This window comes from Mesorhizobium sp. B3-1-6 (assembly GCF_006439555.1).
Classification (GTDB): Bacteria; Pseudomonadota; Alphaproteobacteria; order Rhizobiales; family Rhizobiaceae; genus Mesorhizobium.
On the sequence record NZ_VFTM01000010.1, the window covers coordinates 146,852 to 164,398 of the forward strand.

Genomic DNA, 17,547 nt, shown 5'->3' on the forward strand with positions numbered 1-17,547 from the left:
GCGATGATGGAAAGGCCTGCGCAGCAGGCCGACCGGGTCGAGAACAAGCCGGCAAAGGTCGAGGCTTTTGTGAGGCTTTTCAACGAGGTGCCGGTGCGCGATCTCATCGCCAACCTGAAGACGAAAGTCGAGACGTTCGAAGTCGCCGGGCGTATTTTTCCGCTGACGCTGAACGACGCCGATGAAGCGCCCAACTGCTATATCTGCTGCCCGACCTGCGCCTATATCGACTATGCGATGGACGAGACGCGCAACTTCGCCGCCCACCCGCTGCTGCAACGCGCGCTCAACGCCCTGATTGGGGCGTGCGCGCCGCTTGTCAGGGCAAGCGGCCTCGACCATCAGGCGCAGGTCAACAACTGGCTCTATTCGACCAACCCGGTGCCGCTGCTCGACCGGCCGGCGGTCGCGTCGCTGCGCGCGACCCTGACCGCGCGTTTTCCCGATCGCGCCATCGTCATCCGCTCGTTGAACGATATCGCCGATCCAGCGACCATGGCCGCCTTGAAGGCCGAGGGGTTCCGCATGCTGGCGGCGCGCCAGATCTACATCTTCGCCGACCGCAGCGCATCACCCGCAATGACGCGCGACATGAAGCGCGATCGCGCCCGCCTGCGCGCGACGCCGTTCGAGCGGGTCGGCAATGGCGATTTCACCGAGGCCGACTATGCGCGTGCCGAAATCCTCTACAACATGCTCTATCTCGACAAATACACGCCGCTCAATCCGCACTACACGGCTCGCTACATCGCCGAAATGCACCGGCGCGGCATCATCGGCCTGGCGGGGCTGCGCAGGCCGGGCGGCGAGCTGGTCGCCGTCACCGGCCTGTTCGAAAACGGCGGTACGCTGACCCAGCCCATCGTCGGCTACGACACGGGCTTGCCGGTGGCCGACGGGCTTTATCGCATGATGATGGCGGTGGCGCAGGACCACGCCACGGCGCGCGGCCTGTTCTTCAACATGAGCGCGGGTGCCGCCGATTTCAAACGCCGGCGCGGCGCGGTCGCCGCGATCGAATACAACGCCGTCTATGCCGGGCATCTTGCGCTTCGCCGGCGCCTGGCGATCCGCGTCATGGAGACCGTGCTGGCGCTGGTCGGCATTCCCCTGCTCAGGAGGTTCGAATTGTGAGCGAGCGGCGTGGGGAGGATCATTGGCAGGCGGCGGCGCTGTCCGCCGATATCGGCAAGCGGCCGAAGCGCATTCTGTTCGACGGCGCTCCGGTGGTGCTGTTCCGCTCGGCGCAGGGCATCGCCGCGTTGTTCGACCGCTGTCCGCACCGGCTGGTCGAGCTGTCGACCGGCAAGATCGTCGGCGGTGAGATCGAATGCCCCTATCACGGCTGGCGTTATGACGGCGAAGGCCGCTGCACCGCGATCCCCGGCCTTGTCGGCGCCCTGCCGCACTACCGGGTCCGCCGCTACGCGGCGATCGAGCGCGACGGCGTCGTCTTCATCTCGTCCGGCACGCCGCGGGGCGAGCCTTACCTGCACTGCATGCAGGGCAGGGACATCATCGCGCGGCGGGTGCGCTCATCGACGCAGTCGACGGTGATCGACGCGGCGGAAAACATCCTCGATGCCACGCACACCCATTTCACCCATAAGGGCCTGCTGCGCGGCCTCACCTCCAAGCGCCATCTGGTGCGGGTCGAGGTGACCGGTGGCGAGGGCTGGGTCGAGGCCAGCTACACTGGCGAGGATCGCCAGCAGGGCCTGATCAGCCGGTTGCTCGAAGGCGAGCGCGCGAAAACCATTGGTCGCTTCCGTCATCCCGGCATCGCCGAGCTCGAATATTGGGGCAAGGACGGGCTGGTCCTGGCCACCACCTTTCACCTCCGCCAGGCCGACGAACGCACCGTCGAGGGCGTCGGCTGGCTGATCGGCCGCCGCCAGGGTCTGCTCGGCGAGATGAAGGCGCTGGCCTTCAAGCCGCTCTTCACCGTCGCGCTGCACCAGGACCGCCGGGTGCTGAAATCGGCCAGCGACAACGCTCGGCTGCCGCCGCAGGCCCTGCCGGTGATCGGCCCGCTTGATTTCCTGCGCCGCGACATCGCCGCGATCATGGAGGGTAAGATGCCGGCGGCGGCAGGTGAGGCAAGGGTGCATTATATCGAGCTGTGAATTATAGTTCACATACCTTGATTTGAATGCTTTCGTGAATTATAGTTCACGCATGATCGAGGTCCGGCAGACCGCCGATTTCACCAACTGGCTGGACGCGCTTCGCGACACCGCGGCTCGACAGCGCGTCGTCGCCCGCATCCGTCGGGTCGAGATCGGTAACATCGGCGATGTCAAATACTTCGATGGCATCGGCGAGCTTCGGATCGACCATGGCCCAGGCTACCGGCTCTACTTTGTGAAGATTGGAAACGCCGTGATCATACTGCTCTGTGGCGGCGACAAGTCCAGCCAAAGGCGCGACATCGCCAAGGCGAAACAGATGGCAAAGGAGATATGACGATGCCTCTCGAAACCACCCGCTTCGACATTCTCGACCACCTGAAAACTCCGGAGGATCGCTTGGCCTACATCGAAGCTGCCTTCGAGGATGGCGATCCCGCGCTCATTACGCACGCGCTCGGCGACGTAGCGCGCTCCATAGGCATGACGGCCGTGGCGAAAGAGGCTGGCGTTACGCGCGAGGCGCTTTACAAAGCACTGAGCGAGAAGGGCGACCCGCGCCTCAGCACTCTGCTGGGCGTCACCAGGGCGCTGGGTTTGCAACTTGAGGTCAAGCCTGTCGGCCCGGGCTCACTCGGGGCTTGAAGCGCTTCCAGCAGGCCCATTCCACTCGATATCGCGCGTGGATGCCGCCGGCAGGCTGACCCGCTCGCGCAATGCCACCCGTGCAATCTCCGCCAGCGCCGGCCATTGCGCCTTAACCGGCGCTGAATCTTCCGTCCAATTGAGCAATTCCTTGCCCTCGCGCATCGCCTTTCGGAATCCGCCAAACCCTCCCGAACGCAGCGCCGCCGGCAATCCGTAAATCCACATCGCAAGCCGCACCGTTTGCGGGGCGGTAACGTCGGGCGCGACTTCCTGACCGTCGCCGAGCACGGCATCCACGAAGCGCGCGGGGTCGCGAAAGAAATGCAGGCCGCTCACCGCGCGCGGATTGCATTCGAGCGGCAGCACACGGCCACGCGCCTCGCGCATCAGGTCGAAGGAAATCTGCCCGGTCCATGCGGTGCCGGCGACGATGCGCTCGACCAGATCGCGCGCCGCATCGTCCTCGACCCGCTCGAAGAAGATACCGGCGCCTTTGCCGGCGCGGTAGAGCGAGCGGTAGAGCGCAAGCGCCTTGAGCCTGCCTTCTAGCGCCACCGCATAGGCGCTGATCTCCTTGCCCTCGACAAAACGCTGCGCCACCCAGGGCATGGCGGGCGAGGGCACGATCGCATCGAGGAAATCCGGTGTCGGACGCAGCAGAACGTGGCTGGCGAAGCGCGACCAGACCGGCTTGAACACCAGGTCGCGTGAGCGGCCACGTACCGCCTCCAGATCGTCGCGGGAATTGAGAAGCGTGGTCTCCGGCACCGCCAGGCCAAGCTGTTCAGCCAACCGGATGAAGCTGTGCTTGTTGTGAACCTGCGCCAGCAACCCGATATCGGGGGCGAACAATCGCACCGGCGTGGTCCTGCCGCGCCAGGCGAGTGCGAGGTGAAAGACCTCCTCGCAGGTCGGGACGACCATCTCGACGCCTTCCGCTCGGACCAGCGCCTCCACCGCATCCGCATAAGCCTGCGGCTCGAAGCGCGGCGGCGGCAGCCGGCAATAGCGCGCGCAGGCCTTGCTCGCCGCCGCGATGGGCCGCGCCGGCGTGTCGGCCAGGATCACCCTTTTCCCGGCGCCATGGAGAAGGCGCGCCAGATGCAGCGCCACCGGCGCGCGTGCCCCTGTAATCAGGATGGATCTGTCAGCCCTCGGCATCGGTCATTCGCGGTCGTTCCCGTCGCGGGGACCGATGCGCGAAATCAAGGCGATTGGCAATGCAGCTGGTGCCGGCCAGTCTGCCCGATCACTTCCGGCGCGCCTTCGGCTTTTCCACAGCCGCCGGCTTGCTCGGCCAGTGCCAGCCGTCGCCCTCGCCATGCGCGGGCTGCGGCCGCGCGACATAGGCGAGCGCGCCATTGGCCTCGAGATAGACGCGCGAAAGCATCTCGGCGAGCACGCCCGACGTCACCGCCTGCAGCCCGGCAATCACCAGGAAGAAGCCGGTGATCAGCATCGGCCTGGTGCCGATATCCTGTCCCAGGAAAACCTTGATCGCAAAGAGATAGGCAAGAATCAGCGAGCCGAGCACGCCGAGCACGATGCCGATGCCGCCGAAGAAATGTCCGGGCCGCGTGCGGTAGCGCAGGAAGAAGAACATGAAGACGAGATCGAGCACCACGCGGAAGGTGCGCGAGATGCCATATTTCGACTGACCGTGGATGCGTGCGTGATGCGTCACCACTTCCTGGGCGATGCGGCGCGGCGTCGTCACCGTCGCCAGCCACGCCGGTATGAAGCGGTGCATCTCGCCATAGAGCCGCACGCTGCGGATGACGCTGCCACGAAACACTTTCAGGCTGCAGCCATAGTCCTTGAGTTGCACGCCGGTGACGCGCGCGATCAGCCTGTTGGCGATGCGCGAGGGCAAGCGGCGCATCCAGAAACCTTCCTTGCGGTCCTTGCGCCAGCCGGCGACGAGGTCGAGATCCTCGGTCAGCAGGCGGTAGACCATGCGTGGAATGTCGAACGGGTCGTTCTGCAGGTCGCCGTCGAGTGTTGCGATGACGTCGCCGCGCGCGGCGTCGAGGCCGGCCTGCATGGCCGCGGTCTGCTTGTAGTTGCGCACCAGTTCCACGCCGTGCACATGCGGTCCGTATTGAGCCGCCAGCCGGCGGATCTCGGCGGGTGTGGCGTCGGTGCTGCCGTCGTCGACCAGCACCACTTCCCAGGGCTGGCTGTAATTCTCCATCGCCTGATGGATGCGGACGAGCAGCGGCTCGACATTGTCAGCCTCGTTATACATCGGGATGACGATGGAGAGCTTGTGCTCGGGCATGACGGCGCCCTCGGGCAGTCCGGAAGCCGGAATGGGAAGCACGTTCATGGCGGTCATTTCCTTGCCGGTCCTGCCGTCGGGGTTTCCGGCAGCGTCGATTTCGAGGGGAACAGCCAGGCGATCGCACCGGTTGCGACCGCCGAGCAGAGGATGAAGAGATGCAGCGCCAGCGCCGCCTGCAGGCCATCCTTCATGGCAATGCCGGAATAGAGCAACGCGGCTGCGGCGCCCGCCTCATAGGTGCCGAAGCCGGCGACGCCCTGCACCGGCAGGATGGCCGCGGCTTCCGCGCCGACGGCGCCCGGAAAGGCGGTCTGGAAGGAGATGTTGAGCAGCATTGCGAGCAGCCATCCCTGCACGCCGAGCTTCAGCGCCCAGTTGGCGATCGTCCACCACCAGCCATAGCGTGAGCGTCCCGTCGCTTCGGTGAAGATATCGCGCAATTTGCCGAGCTTCGAGACGATCCTGCCGCCAGTGGTCCAGTTATGCGGCGCGCGCGCCCAGCGCGGCAGATACCATGCCACGGCGATCAGCGCCGCGATGCCGGCGGCCCTGAGCGCCGGATGCAGGCCCGGCCAGACCAGGCAGGCCAGCACACCGACGACGAAAGCGTCCTGCAGCCGAAACCAAAGCAGCGAAGCGCTGGCGCGCACGATCGAGACGCCGAACACCTGGCGCAAGAGGATCGGGAAGGCCGTCTCGCCGCCGCGGAACGGCACGACATTGATCATCGCATTGTGGATCAGGATGACGCGAAGCACGGCGCCGAAGCGGCCGTTCACATCGTCGCGAAACTCGTCGCAGACACGCAGCGCCCTGAGCACATAGGTGACGAACAGCGCCGCCGCCACCGCCACGAAAGCGCCGGGCGTGATGGAGGCGAAAGCATCGCCCACCATCTTCCAGCGCTGGTCGCTGGCAAGCCATGCCAGCAGCGCCAGAGTGACGATTATCGATATCGCTCGCTTCAATTAGGTCTCCAAATGGGCCGCCCGGTCGGGGCGGAAGCGCTGTCCGAGGGCCTGCAAAGCGGCAACTCTCGAATGTCGGCCCGGCCGGCGGCGGTCCGACATCGGATCCGTGCCGGCTTTTTCAAGGCGCTGTTCCTATAGAGCAGCGGCGGCGGCGAATCCACAAGCTTGGTTGGAGCGTCGATCGAGGCGGCGAAAGGCGGGCGGGGTTCGCCCGCCCGCTTTGCCGGGTAAGCTATGCCGGGATAAGTCTTACTGCCCGGCCATCTCTTTCTTGAACTGGTCGAAATCGACCTGCATGCCGTTGAAGATGGTGCTCCAGTGGCGTGTCAGCGCGGCCATCGCGACGGCTTCCTGGATCTCCTCGTCGGTGGCGCCGGCGTGCTTGGCGTTCTCGGTGTCCGACCAGATACAGTAGCTGCAGGGGATCTGCGCGGCGACCGCCAGCGAGATCAGCGACTTCTCCTTCGGCGTCAGCGCCGTTTTGTCGCTGAGCTCGATGGCCTTGACCTCGGCCCAGGCGCCGGGCAGACCGGCTTTCGGGAACTGTTTCACGAAGCTCGGCACGCCGCCCATCGTCGACTGGATGTCCTTGAGGGTGGCGTCATAATCATCGGCCCGGGCGGGCGCGGAAGCCAGGGCAGTGGCAAACACGCTCGCGGCGGCGATGAGCGAGGCGGAATGAAGGCAGGAATGCACGGTTGAGACGATGCGAATGACTGACATGATCTTCTCCTCTGGTTTTTGTTAGCCTTACGTTGTAAGGTGTGTGGAAGATGAACCTTACAGTGTAAGTTGTCAAGCGCCGCCATGGATGCACAGAGCAAAAAAAAGCGACCCCGCGGAAAGCTCTCCCGCGAGATGATCGAGGACGCCGCCTTTGAGGTGATCGAGCGGGAAGGGCTTTCCGGCTTTTCGATGCGCAAGCTCGCCGCCAGGCTCGGCTGCGAGGCGATGAGCATCTACCACCACTTCCCCTCGCAGGCGCATCTGTACGAGGCGCTGGTCGACCGGCAGATGAGCGGGCTTGTCATCCCCGATTACAGCCTGCCGTGGCGCGAGCGGGCGCGTGTCGGCATGCAGGAATTCCGCCGCGTCGCCACCGAGCACCCGGCCTTCGCGCCCTTCATCGTCGTCTATCGCATGAACTCGCCGCCCTGCCTCGCCAAGCTCAACGCCATCATTGGCCTGTTCGAGGATGGCGGTTTCGGCCCCGAGCTCAGCGCCCGCCTGTTCCGCGCCGCCGGCTATTATCTGATGGGTGCGATCCTCGACGAGACGGCCGGCTACGCCAAGGGGCCTTCGGCGGTCACCACCGTCAGCGACGAGGAACTGGCGCGCGACTATCCGAGCGTCATTAAGGCCGGCGCCTATTTCGGCGCCAGCGGCTTCGACAAGACTTTCGAGCTTGGCCTGGAAATGTTTCTGGACGAGATGGAGCGGGTCCGCGAAGCTGCCCGAAACGAACCCGCCAAAAAATAGCGGCGATCTCGCCCAGAAAACCAAGGCTCTGAATGCGCTTCCTCTTTGTCCTTCTCCTCATCGCCGGTGCCGCCATCGGCATCTTCTATCCCTGGGCGATGAGCAATTTTTCCGGCCATGTGATCGGTACTTACCGCGTCTATGAGGGCGGCCGCTTCCGGCCCGTCACCGTGCAACTTGCCGCGAGCGACGCTCCGGTAAGGGTGCTGGTCGACCTGACCGCGCGGGCCGAGCGCGTCGCGGGCCAGCAGCGCACGGTGCTGACGCTGACCGCAGCGAGCGGCGGCCGCACGGTGCTGGCCTCGGCGCTCTCCTTCAACCACACCGACAATCCGCGCCAGGCCAGCCCGCAACTGCCCGACAAGATCTTTCGCGACGAGGCCGGCGCCATCGATAGGGTCGCGCCCGGTCCTTACCTCTTCACCGTCGGCCCGGGCGATGTCGACGGCATCGACATGCGCGCGGTCGATCTCATCCTGCGCGCCGGCACCGGCTCGATCGACGAACGCGCGCAGCCGGCCGGCTATACGCTGATGGGCGTCGGCCTTGCCGGACTGGCGCTTTCGCTGGTCTTCGGGCGCCGCGGCGATGGCCCGCAAAATCCCAATTCGCAGCCCCCACCGCCGCGCTGGGGCCGCAACGGTTCGCCACGGGCATGATGCCGAAAAGTGTGAAGCGGTTCTCGCTCGACATCATGCTCTCAAAAGGTAAGCGCGCATGAATTATCGCCACGCCTACCACGCCGGCAATTTCGCCGATGTCGTCAAGCATGCCGTGCTCGCGCGCCTCGTCGAATATCTCAAGCAGAAGGACAAGGCTTTCCGCGTCATCGACACCCATGCCGGCATCGGCCGCTACGACCTCGCCTCGATCGAGGCAGGCAAGACCGGCGAATGGCAGGGCGGCATCGGCCGGCTGGCCGAGGCGACGCTCGAGCCGCGGGCGGCGGCGCTGCTTAAGCCCTATCTGGAGGCGGTGCGCGCGCAAAATCCCGACGGCGGCCTCAAGCACTATCCCGGCTCGCCGCTGATCGTGCGCCATCTCCTGCGCAACCAAGACCGGTTGACGGCGGTCGAACTACACCCAGAGGATGCCGCGCGGCTGAAATCCGTCCTCGCCGGCGATTTCCAGGCGAGGGTGATCGAGCTCGACGGCTGGCTGGCGCTGGGCGCGCAACTGCCGCCGAAGGAGAAGCGCGGCCTCGTCCTCATCGATCCGCCCTTCGAGGAGGAGGGCGAGTTCTCCAGGCTCGTCGATGGCCTGCTGAAGGCGCATCGGCGCTGGCCGGGCGGCATCTATGCGCTCTGGTACCCGATCAAGGATCGCAGGGCGGTGACCGCTTTCCGCGCGGCGCTGAGGGAGACCGGCATTCCAAAACTGCTCGACATTGCCTTTGAGATCCGGCCTGCCTCGAACGAACCCAGCCTCGACGGCAGCGGGATGGTGGTGGTCAATCCGCCCTACACGCTGGAAGGCGAATTGAAGGTGCTGTTGCCCGCCCTTCACAAGGCGCTCGCAGTCCGGCAGCCGTCGCGATGGACGCTTGATTGGCTGGCGGGCGAGTAGGGCGACCGCGCGCCTAAGCCAGCGCCGTAGGCGTCACACCGGTCAGCCGCCGGCTTTCGCGGATCAGATGCGCCTGGTCGGCATAGCCGGCCTCGATGGCGAGCAGCGCGGTCGAAGCTTCGCCCTGCTGCCGTTGCAGGCGCCGGAACCGGTGGAAGCGCAAGATGCGGTCGAGCGTCTTCGGGCCATAGCCGAAGGCGTCCTCGAAGCGGCGTCGCAGCGTCCGTTCGCTCATATGCAAATGGCGTTGCAGGAAGGGAACCAGCGGCGTCTCCGGCGACAGGCCCTCGTCGAGGACACCAAAGGCCCGGCCCATCCGCGGGTCCAGCGCATCGCGGCCTTCGGTGTGCATGCCTACCGTCTCTTCCAACTGCCGCAGCATGGCCGGCAGATCGGTCGCAGCCTTGATGCGATCCGACAGTTCGCGGGCACGCATGCCCCATAACTCCTGGAGGTCCAGCCGCCCGCCGACGATTTCGCTGGCCGGCACGCCGAGCCAGCCGGCGGCCGCGCCCGGCCGGAAGCGGAAGCCGACGATCACCGCGCCGGCGGCAGGCGTCTCGATCTGTGGCTCCCTGTCCGGCCCGGCAACGCGGAAGCGGCCGTCGATCCATTGCAGGTCGATCGTCGCGTCAGGCGTGATGACGATGGGCGGAGCGGCGCGCTCGTCCATGCGGTGGACCCAGATCGCACAGAAGGCATCGGCCAGGCCTTTGCCAGCGGGCCGTTCCCGGAAGAAGCCGGTTGTCTGCGCCAGGACCGGTTCCATCTCTTCTCCGATCTGCTCCGGCGGATGCCGGATCGGTGCGACGGTCAATTTGGCCGAAATCTTCAAGGCCGGCCACTTCATCCATGGCAGAACAGACGCAGCCTGACGGCGCCCATCGGCGCATTTGCCAACCACATCCGATTTCGGATGTTGGTTTCGAATATAGAAAGGAGTGAGAGAAATGAAAGCTCGCATCACCGTATTGACGCTCGGCGTCGACGATCTGGAAGCGTCGCTCAAATTCTATCGCGACGGCCTCGGCCTGCCGACCGAAGGCATCATCGGCCGGGAATTCGAGCATGGCGCCGTCGCCTTCTTCGAACTCGCCGGCGGCTTGAAGTTTGCCATCTTCGAACGCGCCAACATCGCCTGGGATGCCACGGTGCCGCAGAGCGGCCGCAGCCCGACCGAATTGACCATTGGCCACAATGTCGGCAGCGAGGCCGAGGTCGACGCGGCAATGGCCGAGGCCGTCAAGGCCGGGGCGCGCGTGGTCAAGCCGGCGCAAGAAACCTTCTGGGGCGGCTATGCCGGTTATTTCCAGGATCCCGACGATCATCTGTGGGAGGTCGTCTACAACCCGGCCTTCGTCCCCGAGGACTGAGCGGAGCGAAGCAGATCATCGAGGGGAGGCCGTCATGCCTGGTCAAACCGTTCAAGCGCTTGGCGCTCTCCTCATCGGTGGCGTGTTCGTCTTCGCCGGCATCGAACATTTCCTGAAATTCGGGGCGATGCGCGGCTATCTGGCCGCGCAGAAATTTCCAGCTCCGGCCTTGATGCTGGCCGCCGGTTCGGCGGTCGAGATCGTTGCGGGTTTCCTGCTTGCCGTTGGCATGGCCCGGCCCTTCGCCGCCGGCGCGCTGGTCATCTTCACGCTGGCGACGAACGCGATGCTGCTGCGTTTCTGGGCCAGCGAGGAACCGGAGCGCCAGGTGCTGCGCAACGCGTTCCTGATCAACATCGCGGTCATCGGCGGGCTGCTGCTTGCCGGCACTCTTGGTTAGCTGGTCAAGTCTGGAACGAAGTTTTGCGGAAACCATTGTTTTCGCGACCGCTTGACCGCCGCCAAGCGAATCCGCACAGTGTGCGGAACCGACCTTGAGAGGCTGTCATGACTCGCTTCGCCCATTCCGCCCTTGCCGCGCTGGTTGCGCTGTCCACTCCCTTTGCCGCTCCGCTGGGCTTCACCCAGGCGGCGCAGGCCGCAGACCTTTCCGTCTACAGCGGCGACGATGGCAGCGTCTGCGGCGAAAGCTGGGTGCTGAGCAAGATCACCGACCGCTTCTCCTACCAAGTGCATCACGTGCCGCACCTGCCGGATGTCGCGATCACAGATTTCCGCAACATCCGCCAGCACCGCTACGAGCCGGCGAGCGACGAATGGCCGATCGGCCGCCACTATTGCCGCGCCACCGTCAACCTGTCGGACGGTCGCGACCGCTCGATCTTCTACCTGATCGAGGAAGGCCAGGGCTTTGCCTCGATCGGCGACAATGTAGAATTCTGCGTCTCGGGCTTCGACCGCTGGCTGGTTTATAACGGCCGCTGCCGCGTGCTTAGGTAAATTTTCCGGCTGATAGGCAGGCCGGAGGGGCGCTGTCCCGCCGGCCTATCCTTTTTCTCTCAACCATCACCGTCACCAGCCCGCGCCAGCAGCAGCGCGCGCTCCCGCTCATTTGCTGTCAGCTCGGCGGCGCGGCGGAATTCGGCGCGGGCCTCCTCCATCCGTCCGAGCCTCGCCAGAAGGTCGCCGCGCACCGTGGGCAAGAGGTGCGACTCTTTCAGCCGCAGTTCGTCCCGCAGCGCATCGGCGATGGCCAGCCCTTGCGCCGGTCCGAACGCCATGCCGGCGGCGACCGCCCGATTGACCTCGACGATGGGCGAGGGCGCCGCCAGCGCGAGCGCCTGGTAATAGGCGGCAATGGCGATCCAGTCGGTGTCGGCCGCGCTCACCGCGCGGGCATGGCAGGCGGCGATCATCGCCTGCAGCTGATAGGGACCGGGCGTCGGCGTGAGCGCCATCGCGCGTTTCAATCGGTCGAGGCCGCGCCGGATCAGCGACCAGTCCCAGCGGCCGCGGTTCTGGTCGAGCAGCAGGATCGGATTGCCGGCTCCGTCGGTGCGGGCGCCGAAGCGCGAGGCGCCGAGTTCCATCAGCGACAGCAGTCCGATCGCCTCCGGTTGCTCCGGCATCAGCGTCGCCAGCAGGCGGCCGAGGCGCAGTGCCTCGTTGCCGAGATCGGCTCGCAGCCAGTCCGGTCCGGAGGACGTGACATAGCCTTCGTTGAAGATCAGGTAGATCACCTCCAGCACAGCAGTCAGGCGCTCGCGCCGCTCTTGCCCGCGCGGCGTCTCGAAGGCGATGCCGGCGTCGCGCAAGGTCCGCTTGGCGCGCACGATCCGCTGGGCGACGGTGGCCTCGGGTACCAGGAAGGCGCGCGCGATCTCCGGCGTCGACAGTCCGCCCAGCATCCGCAGCGCAAGCGCCGCGCGCTGCTCTGCCGGCAGCACCGGATGGCAAGAGGTGAAGATCAGTCGCAACAGATCGTCGTCGATATCCTCGTCAAGCGCCGCCTCGATGTCGGGCATGGCGCACTCCAGCTCGGCGAGATCGACGGCCAGCTGCCGATGCTTGCCGTCGATCAGCACGGTGCGGCGCAGCCGGTCGAGCGCGCGGTTCATGGCGACCCTGGTCAGCCAGGCGGCCGGGTTGTGCGGAATGCCGTCGCCGGGCCAGCGCTCCAGCGCCTCGACAAAGGCATCCTGCACCACCTCCTCGGCCAGCCCGACATCGCGCAGGGTGCGGGTGAGCCTGGCGGCGAGTTTCGGCTGCTCGATCCGCCAGACCGCTTCGACCGTTGCAGTCGTGGTCAATCCTTGAGCTCGTCGAACCCGTCGACGACCTTCTGGACGTCCTCGGGAAAATCGTTCATCTCGAAAACGCGCCGGACCTCGATGACGTCGTTTTCTCCGGCGGGGCAGCGGCGTGCCCATTCGATGGCTTCCTCGGGCGAGCGCACGTCGATCATCCAATAGCCGCCGAGCACTTCCTTGACCTCGGCGAACGGGCCGTCGGTGACGGCTGGCTTGCCGCCATTGAAGGAAACCCGCGCGCCCGAGGACGGCGGATGCAGCCCGTCGAGCGCAAGCAGCACGCCGGCCCGCTTCAGCTCTTCATTGTATTTCATCATCGTCGCCACGGCCTCGGCCTCGGGCCTGACGTCGGGAGCCGCGGTGGCGTAGCCGCCGGGGATCATCAGCATCATGAAACGCATCTTGTGTTCCTTCGGTTTGCAGGTTGCGATGATACGACGAACGGCGATCGTCGGAATCGACAGGCGATACGAATTTAATTGCGATGCCGGTAACCGAGGAGGCGCGGGCACGCGGCCGGCGCCAGCCTGTCAGCCGTCACTGCCTCAGGCTGCCCTGCCGCCCGATACATAAGCCTCGATCAGCTCGACCAGTTGCCTCTGCAATTCCGGCGCGTCGAGCATGTTGCGCCGTGCCGCGTTGTGGATCACGCCTTCGATCGCTGACGAGAGCACGCGCGCCATCGTCTCGGTATCCTTGCGGCGCTTGCGGTACTGCGCGACGGCCGCCGCGTAATGTTCGAGATAGCGCGTCTGGAACGAGGCATGCGCGGCACGCGAGCCGCGGTCGCCGGGCGCCTCGTCGAGCAGCACCTGGTGCAACGTCGGATGAATCGAGTGTGCGCCGATCATGCCGCGCACCAGCTCGCGCGCGAATTGCCTCAGCGGCTTCTCGTCGGCCGCCGCTTCGCGAATCACCGACAGCACATGATCGAAGTGACGGCGCCGGATCGCTTCGACCAGAGCGAGCTTGTCGGGGAAATATTGATAGAGCGAGCCGATGCTGACGCCTGCGGCCTCTGCCACCTTGTTGGTGGAAAAGCCCGCCCAGCCGAGCTCGCTAAGAACGTGAGCACCGGCTTCGATGATCGCCTCGACGGTGGCGATCGAACGCGCCTGGCGCGGCTGCTTGCGCATGCGCGCGGCCGGCTTTGCAATGCGAGTAGACATGCTGGCCCGTCTCCCGAGAATATAAACAGGATACTCACATTCATTTCACCAACGCAAATGGGCCGGAACATGAGCGCCAAGACCTTGCTGAAGAGCCTGCTTGTCTATCAGGCCTGGGCGAATGATGAGCTCGCGGGAAAGCTTGCGGGGATGGATCCGTCCCGCGATCCCGAGGAGCGGCGCGCCGCGATCTACCTGATGAACCATATCCATGTCGTGTCGCGGATTTTTGCCGCGCATCTGAGGGGCGTCGCCCATGGCTATCCGAGCGACAATACCCCGGACACGCCCGAACCGCGCGCGTTGCGCGTCGCCTTGGCTGAGATCGACGGCTGGTATCTCGACTATCTTGAAACCGTTGCGGAGCAAGAGCTTGCCGACCCGGTCGCCTTCACCTTCACCGACGGCGACAGGGGCTGCATGACGAGGCAGGAGATGCTGACCCATATCGTCTTGCACGGCAGCTACCATCGCGGCGAGATCGGCCGGATGCTGGCCAGGATCGCGCACTCGCCGCCCTGGGACACCTACGCCGTCCATCTGCACCGGGTCGAGCCGGCGCGCCGCCTGCTGCACGGACGCCAACCGGCTGGCGCTTGATTGTGGTGCCTGAATATGAGCCTTAAGCTCACTTTAAAGCGCTCAAGCTTTGGTCGTCGCGCATGACCGGTTCATCTGTAGATGTTTCTGCTGGACAAGATGAAGTCGACGTCCGACGGCCTCTTGTCTATTATGAGCACTCTGCTCACATTGTGATGCAAGGTTATGCCGCCGGTCGGTGGAGGATCGTGCGATAGAAGCCGCGCGAAAATCTGTGGGCCGGGCCGTCACTTCGAAAGTGATAGATTCGCTCACAATTTTTCAATGAGATGCATCTTCGAGCGTTTCGTGTAACCAAAATTCAACAACTGAAAATCATTGTGTTGCTTCGCTGGCTAGACAGTCGCGAGTCAGATATGCATAGACACGCCGGGTCACTCACGACCATCGGCAAAACGCAAGGGGCATCGCATGGCAAAGACGACAACCAAGGCGCCGGCGGCGAAAGCGCCGGCAAAGAAGCCGGCGGCTAAGGCTGCCGCGAAACCTGCAGCAGTGAAGAAGGCAGCGGCCAAGCCCGCCGCCAAGGCTCCGGCCAAGGCAGCGGCGAAGGCTGTGGCTAAGCCCGCCGCCAAGAAGCCGGTGGCGAAGGCAGCGGCCAAGCCCGCCGCCAAGGCCGCGGCAAAGCCGGCGGCCAAGCCTGCCGCCAAGAAGCCGGCAGCCAAGGCCGCGGCCAAGCCCGCCGCCAAGGCTCCGATGAAGGCCGCCGCCGCCAAGGCACCGGCCGCTGTCAAGAAGGCAGCTCCGGCGAAGAAGCCGGCCGCCAAGAAGTAATCGCGTAGCTTCGCTCGCGAACCGCAACAGGTGAGGGCGGGTGCCACCTTGGCATCCCTCTCGCCAATTCGGTGTCAGAGCGAGCGGAGTCGGAGCGGACGCTCCTCCTAAAAGCTCTCGGAAATTTTGCCGCCAGGCAAAACGTCCGGGAGCTTTTTCTTTGGGGTGCCTGCGCCGGCAAGATGCATTGGCCAATCCGGATTGCCCGGCTGGCCGTTGCCCTTCGGATCCCGATCGGTCAACAGTGCCGTAAACAACTGGGAACCCGATCATGCCGAAACTGCTCTACGCTTCCACGTCGCCCTACAGTTCGAAGGTCCGCATGGCGGCCGCCTATGCCGGCATCGCGATCGACCTCGTGCCGGTCAAGACGGAGGACAAGCCCGCCGATCTGATCTCGGCCAATCCGCTCGGCAAGATCCCGGCGCTGGTGCTGGAGGACGGCCGCTCCATCCATGACAGCCGCGCCATCACCCAGCATCTCAACCGGCTGTCGAAGAGCGCCCTCTTCCCGCGCAATCCGGACAAGCGGCTCGAGGCGGAAGTTCTCGAGGCGCTGGCCGACGGCATCTGCGACTGCGCGCTGTCGATGGTCTACGAGCGCCGCACGCGGCCGGAGGCGATGGTCTACCAGCCCTGGCTCGACCGCCAGTGGACCAAGATCGCCACCGCGCTCGACTTCATCAACGCCAACCCGCCGAAGCTGCCGAAGAAGATCACCGCCGGCCACATGGCGCTGCGCGCCGCCCTCGGCTATCTCGCGTTGCGCTTTTCCGGCCAATGGGAGAAAGGCCACAGCCGGCTCGTGCGCTGGGCCGCGAGGTTTGACGAGAAGTTCCCGGAGCTGAAGGCAAGCGTGCCGGGGTGAGAACTGCCAATCTCCCTCTTTGCGGGGGAGATCAGCAGCTTCGCCGCTGCACTTCTCCATAACGCCGCCCCCACTTGAACCCCATTCCCTTCCATGCTTGCCTGGCATCACCCAAGTCGGAGTGGTGAAGATGGCAAAGCCCTCAACCAGCGCCGCGCCGGACCCGATGGTCGCACGCCTGCGCGCCGCCCTCGGTCGACGCGCCTTCACCGAGCAGAAGATGTTCGGCGGCACCTGTTTCATGATCAACGGCAACATGCTGATCGGCACCTCGAAGCGCGGGCTTCTGGTACGTGTCGGCAAGGGCGCGCATGCGGCCGCCGCGGCACTTCCTCATGCAAGCACGATGGAGATGGGTGGACGCTCGATGGAAGGCTATATCCGTGTCGCGTCCGAAGGGACGGCAACCGACGCCGATCTTGCCGGTTGGCTCGGCCGCGCATTGGCTTTCGTCGAGACGCTGCCGGCGAAGGCGAAACTGCCGAAGCGGTCGAAATGAGGACGACTGACGAGCTCGCAGCCGTTCTGTCTTCCGCGGACACAAAAAAACCGGGCGCAAGGCCCGGCTTTTCCGTGTCGTGGCTTTTACGACTTAGAACTTCATACCGACGCCGAACGTGACGCGGTTGTCCGAAGACTTGACCTTGCCCGTGTCGCCGAAGTTCTTGCTGCCGTAGTCGGTGTAGCGATACTCGACGCGGCCGAACACGTTGTCCGTGATCTTGATGTCGGTACCGGCGCCGGCGGTCCAGCCGAGCATGGCCTTGCTGTCGTTCACGCCGGTGACGCTGTCGTCGATCTTCTGGTTCTTCGCAGCGAGACCACCCGTGCCGTAGAGCAGGATTTCCGGGGTCACGGCATAGCCGAGGCGAGCGCGCAGCGAACCTTCGATGCCGGTCTTGGCCGAAAGGCCGTTGTCCGAACCCTTGGTGCCATTGTAGCCGAGGTCGGCTTCAGCACCGTAGACGAAGTTATCCTGCTGCCAGTTGTAGCCGCCGAAAACGCCGCCGATGAAGCCCTTGGTCTTGGCGTCGACGCCCGGGGCCTTCACATGGCCGCCGAAGCCGTAGCCGAGATTGATACCGGCATAAGGGCCGGCCCAGGAAGCAACCGGAAGCTCGGCAACCGGGGCGGGAGCCGGCGGCTCCTCGGAAACGACGTCGGCCGCGAAGGCGGTACCACCAAGGGCGAACAGCCCGAGCGCAGCGGCGAGCGGCGCGAATTTGAGATTGGTCTTCATTGTTATACTCTCCTTAAGCCACAAGACACTTAGGCTTGTTTGTTCATGAAACGCCCCGGCCCGTCCGGGGGGATAAACGGGCTTGGCGCTCAACGGTTCCAAATGTCGTGCTGAAATGCGGCTGAAGCGAACCTGAACTTGGGTCATATCCCGGCGCGAATGAGGCCGAAAGTTGA

Annotated in this window: 23 protein-coding genes; 14 read left to right on the forward strand and 9 right to left on the reverse strand. The window is 65.0% G+C overall.

What is annotated here, in order from left to right; genetic code table 11:
• Positions 1–6: 6 nt before the first annotated feature.
• The 4 genes from FJ414_RS11520 to FJ414_RS11535 are packed head-to-tail and all read left to right on the forward strand — an operon-like array spanning position 7 to position 2,774.
• Positions 7–1,134 (forward strand): GNAT family N-acetyltransferase, encoded by a 1,128-nt coding sequence (locus FJ414_RS11520; RefSeq protein ID WP_246672368.1) that lies wholly within the window; start codon positions 7–9, stop codon positions 1,132–1,134.
• Complete coding sequence (locus tag FJ414_RS11525; protein ID WP_140644503.1) at positions 1,131–2,126, forward strand: Rieske 2Fe-2S domain-containing protein; 996 nt, start codon at positions 1,131–1,133, stop codon at positions 2,124–2,126. The genes FJ414_RS11520 and FJ414_RS11525 overlap by 4 nt, the downstream gene beginning before the upstream one ends.
• 52 nt (positions 2,127–2,178) lie before the next feature.
• Positions 2,179–2,466 carry a type II toxin-antitoxin system RelE/ParE family toxin gene (locus FJ414_RS11530; protein ID WP_095767029.1) on the forward strand — a complete coding sequence of 96 codons (288 nt, stop codon included), beginning with the start codon at positions 2,179–2,181 and terminating at the stop codon, positions 2,464–2,466.
• Positions 2,467–2,468: 2 nt separating this feature from the next.
• Positions 2,469–2,774: an addiction module antidote protein gene (locus FJ414_RS11535; protein ID WP_140644504.1), complete on the forward strand. Its 306-nt coding sequence runs from the start codon at positions 2,469–2,471 to the stop codon at positions 2,772–2,774.
• On the opposite strand, the gene FJ414_RS11540 is transcribed toward FJ414_RS11535, so the two are convergent.
• From FJ414_RS11540 to FJ414_RS11555, 4 genes are all read right to left on the reverse strand, one after another.
• A complete protein-coding gene (locus FJ414_RS11540) occupies positions 2,760–3,938 on the reverse strand; it encodes a hypothetical protein (protein ID WP_140644505.1) in 1,179 nt (392 codons plus the stop codon). The two genes, FJ414_RS11535 and FJ414_RS11540, sit on opposite strands and share 15 nt — an antisense overlap.
• Before the next feature lie 88 nt (positions 3,939–4,026).
• Positions 4,027–5,106 carry a glycosyltransferase family 2 protein gene (locus FJ414_RS11545; RefSeq protein WP_140644506.1) on the reverse strand — a complete coding sequence of 360 codons (1,080 nt, stop codon included), beginning with the start codon at positions 5,104–5,106 and terminating at the stop codon, positions 4,027–4,029.
• A gap of 5 nt (positions 5,107–5,111) precedes the next feature.
• Complete coding sequence (locus FJ414_RS11550) at positions 5,112–6,029, reverse strand: lysylphosphatidylglycerol synthase domain-containing protein (RefSeq protein ID WP_140644507.1); 918 nt, start codon at positions 6,027–6,029, stop codon at positions 5,112–5,114.
• A gap of 252 nt (positions 6,030–6,281) precedes the next feature.
• Positions 6,282–6,755 carry a carboxymuconolactone decarboxylase family protein gene (locus tag FJ414_RS11555; protein WP_140644508.1) on the reverse strand — a complete coding sequence of 158 codons (474 nt, stop codon included), beginning with the start codon at positions 6,753–6,755 and terminating at the stop codon, positions 6,282–6,284.
• A 135-nt stretch (positions 6,756–6,890) separates the two neighbouring features.
• Between FJ414_RS11555 and FJ414_RS11560 the strand changes: the two genes are divergently transcribed.
• Genes FJ414_RS11560 through FJ414_RS11570 form a run of 3 tightly spaced genes read left to right on the forward strand, consistent with a single transcriptional unit; the run spans position 6,891 to position 9,077 of the window.
• Complete coding sequence (locus tag FJ414_RS11560) at positions 6,891–7,511, forward strand: TetR/AcrR family transcriptional regulator (protein ID WP_246672369.1); 621 nt, start codon at positions 6,891–6,893, stop codon at positions 7,509–7,511.
• 32 nt (positions 7,512–7,543) lie between these two features.
• The gene (locus tag FJ414_RS11565) at positions 7,544–8,170 is read left to right on the forward strand and encodes a hypothetical protein (RefSeq protein ID WP_140644510.1); all 627 of its coding nucleotides are present in this window, start codon (positions 7,544–7,546) and stop codon (positions 8,168–8,170) included.
• 58 nt (positions 8,171–8,228) lie between these two features.
• Positions 8,229–9,077: a 23S rRNA (adenine(2030)-N(6))-methyltransferase RlmJ gene (locus FJ414_RS11570; RefSeq protein WP_140644511.1), complete on the forward strand. Its 849-nt coding sequence runs from the start codon at positions 8,229–8,231 to the stop codon at positions 9,075–9,077.
• A 13-nt stretch (positions 9,078–9,090) separates the two neighbouring features.
• On the opposite strand, the gene FJ414_RS11575 is transcribed toward FJ414_RS11570, so the two are convergent.
• Positions 9,091–9,846, reverse strand: coding sequence for a helix-turn-helix domain-containing protein (locus FJ414_RS11575; protein WP_140644512.1), 756 nt, complete (start codon positions 9,844–9,846; stop codon positions 9,091–9,093).
• Between the two features lie 181 nt (positions 9,847–10,027).
• Between FJ414_RS11575 and FJ414_RS11580 the strand changes: the two genes are divergently transcribed.
• The 3 genes from FJ414_RS11580 to FJ414_RS11590 all read left to right on the forward strand — a co-directional run bounded on the left by FJ414_RS11580 (position 10,028) and on the right by FJ414_RS11590 (position 11,410).
• Positions 10,028–10,450 (forward strand): VOC family protein, encoded by a 423-nt coding sequence (locus FJ414_RS11580; protein ID WP_140644513.1) that lies wholly within the window; start codon positions 10,028–10,030, stop codon positions 10,448–10,450.
• Between the two features lie 34 nt (positions 10,451–10,484).
• The gene (locus FJ414_RS11585; protein WP_140644514.1) at positions 10,485–10,850 is read left to right on the forward strand and encodes a DoxX family protein; all 366 of its coding nucleotides are present in this window, start codon (positions 10,485–10,487) and stop codon (positions 10,848–10,850) included.
• Positions 10,851–10,957: 107 nt separating this feature from the next.
• On the forward strand, positions 10,958–11,410 hold the full coding sequence (locus tag FJ414_RS11590; protein ID WP_140644515.1) for a hypothetical protein: 453 nt from the start codon (positions 10,958–10,960) through the stop codon (positions 11,408–11,410).
• Positions 11,411–11,469: 59 nt separating this feature from the next.
• Here the strand turns inward: FJ414_RS11590 and FJ414_RS11595 are convergent, their stop codons facing one another.
• From FJ414_RS11595 to FJ414_RS11605, 3 genes are all read right to left on the reverse strand, one after another.
• Entirely contained in the window at positions 11,470–12,720 is a 1,251-nt protein-coding gene (locus tag FJ414_RS11595; RefSeq protein ID WP_140644516.1) for an RNA polymerase sigma factor, read from the reverse strand.
• Complete coding sequence (locus tag FJ414_RS11600; RefSeq protein ID WP_140644517.1) at positions 12,717–13,121, reverse strand: YciI family protein; 405 nt, start codon at positions 13,119–13,121, stop codon at positions 12,717–12,719. The genes FJ414_RS11595 and FJ414_RS11600 overlap by 4 nt, the downstream gene beginning before the upstream one ends.
• A 144-nt stretch (positions 13,122–13,265) precedes the next feature.
• Complete coding sequence (locus FJ414_RS11605) at positions 13,266–13,856, reverse strand: TetR/AcrR family transcriptional regulator (RefSeq protein ID WP_140644550.1); 591 nt, start codon at positions 13,854–13,856, stop codon at positions 13,266–13,268.
• A 102-nt stretch (positions 13,857–13,958) separates the two neighbouring features.
• On the opposite strand from FJ414_RS11605, the gene FJ414_RS11610 reads away from it, so the two are divergent.
• From FJ414_RS11610 to FJ414_RS11630, 4 genes are all read left to right on the forward strand, one after another.
• Complete coding sequence (locus FJ414_RS11610; RefSeq protein WP_140644518.1) at positions 13,959–14,489, forward strand: DinB family protein; 531 nt, start codon at positions 13,959–13,961, stop codon at positions 14,487–14,489.
• 411 nt (positions 14,490–14,900) lie between these two features.
• Complete coding sequence (locus FJ414_RS31435) at positions 14,901–15,263, forward strand: hypothetical protein (protein ID WP_181181592.1); 363 nt, start codon at positions 14,901–14,903, stop codon at positions 15,261–15,263.
• Between the two features lie 271 nt (positions 15,264–15,534).
• Positions 15,535–16,131, forward strand: a complete 597-nt coding sequence (locus tag FJ414_RS11625; RefSeq protein ID WP_140644520.1) for a glutathione S-transferase — start codon at positions 15,535–15,537, stop codon at positions 16,129–16,131.
• A 130-nt stretch (positions 16,132–16,261) separates the two neighbouring features.
• Entirely contained in the window at positions 16,262–16,630 is a 369-nt protein-coding gene (locus tag FJ414_RS11630) for a TfoX/Sxy family protein (protein ID WP_140644521.1), read from the forward strand.
• A 93-nt stretch (positions 16,631–16,723) separates the two neighbouring features.
• Here the strand turns inward: FJ414_RS11630 and FJ414_RS11635 are convergent, their stop codons facing one another.
• Positions 16,724–17,371, reverse strand: a complete 648-nt coding sequence (locus FJ414_RS11635; protein ID WP_140644522.1) for an outer membrane protein — start codon at positions 17,369–17,371, stop codon at positions 16,724–16,726.
• Positions 17,372–17,547 lie beyond the last annotated feature (176 nt).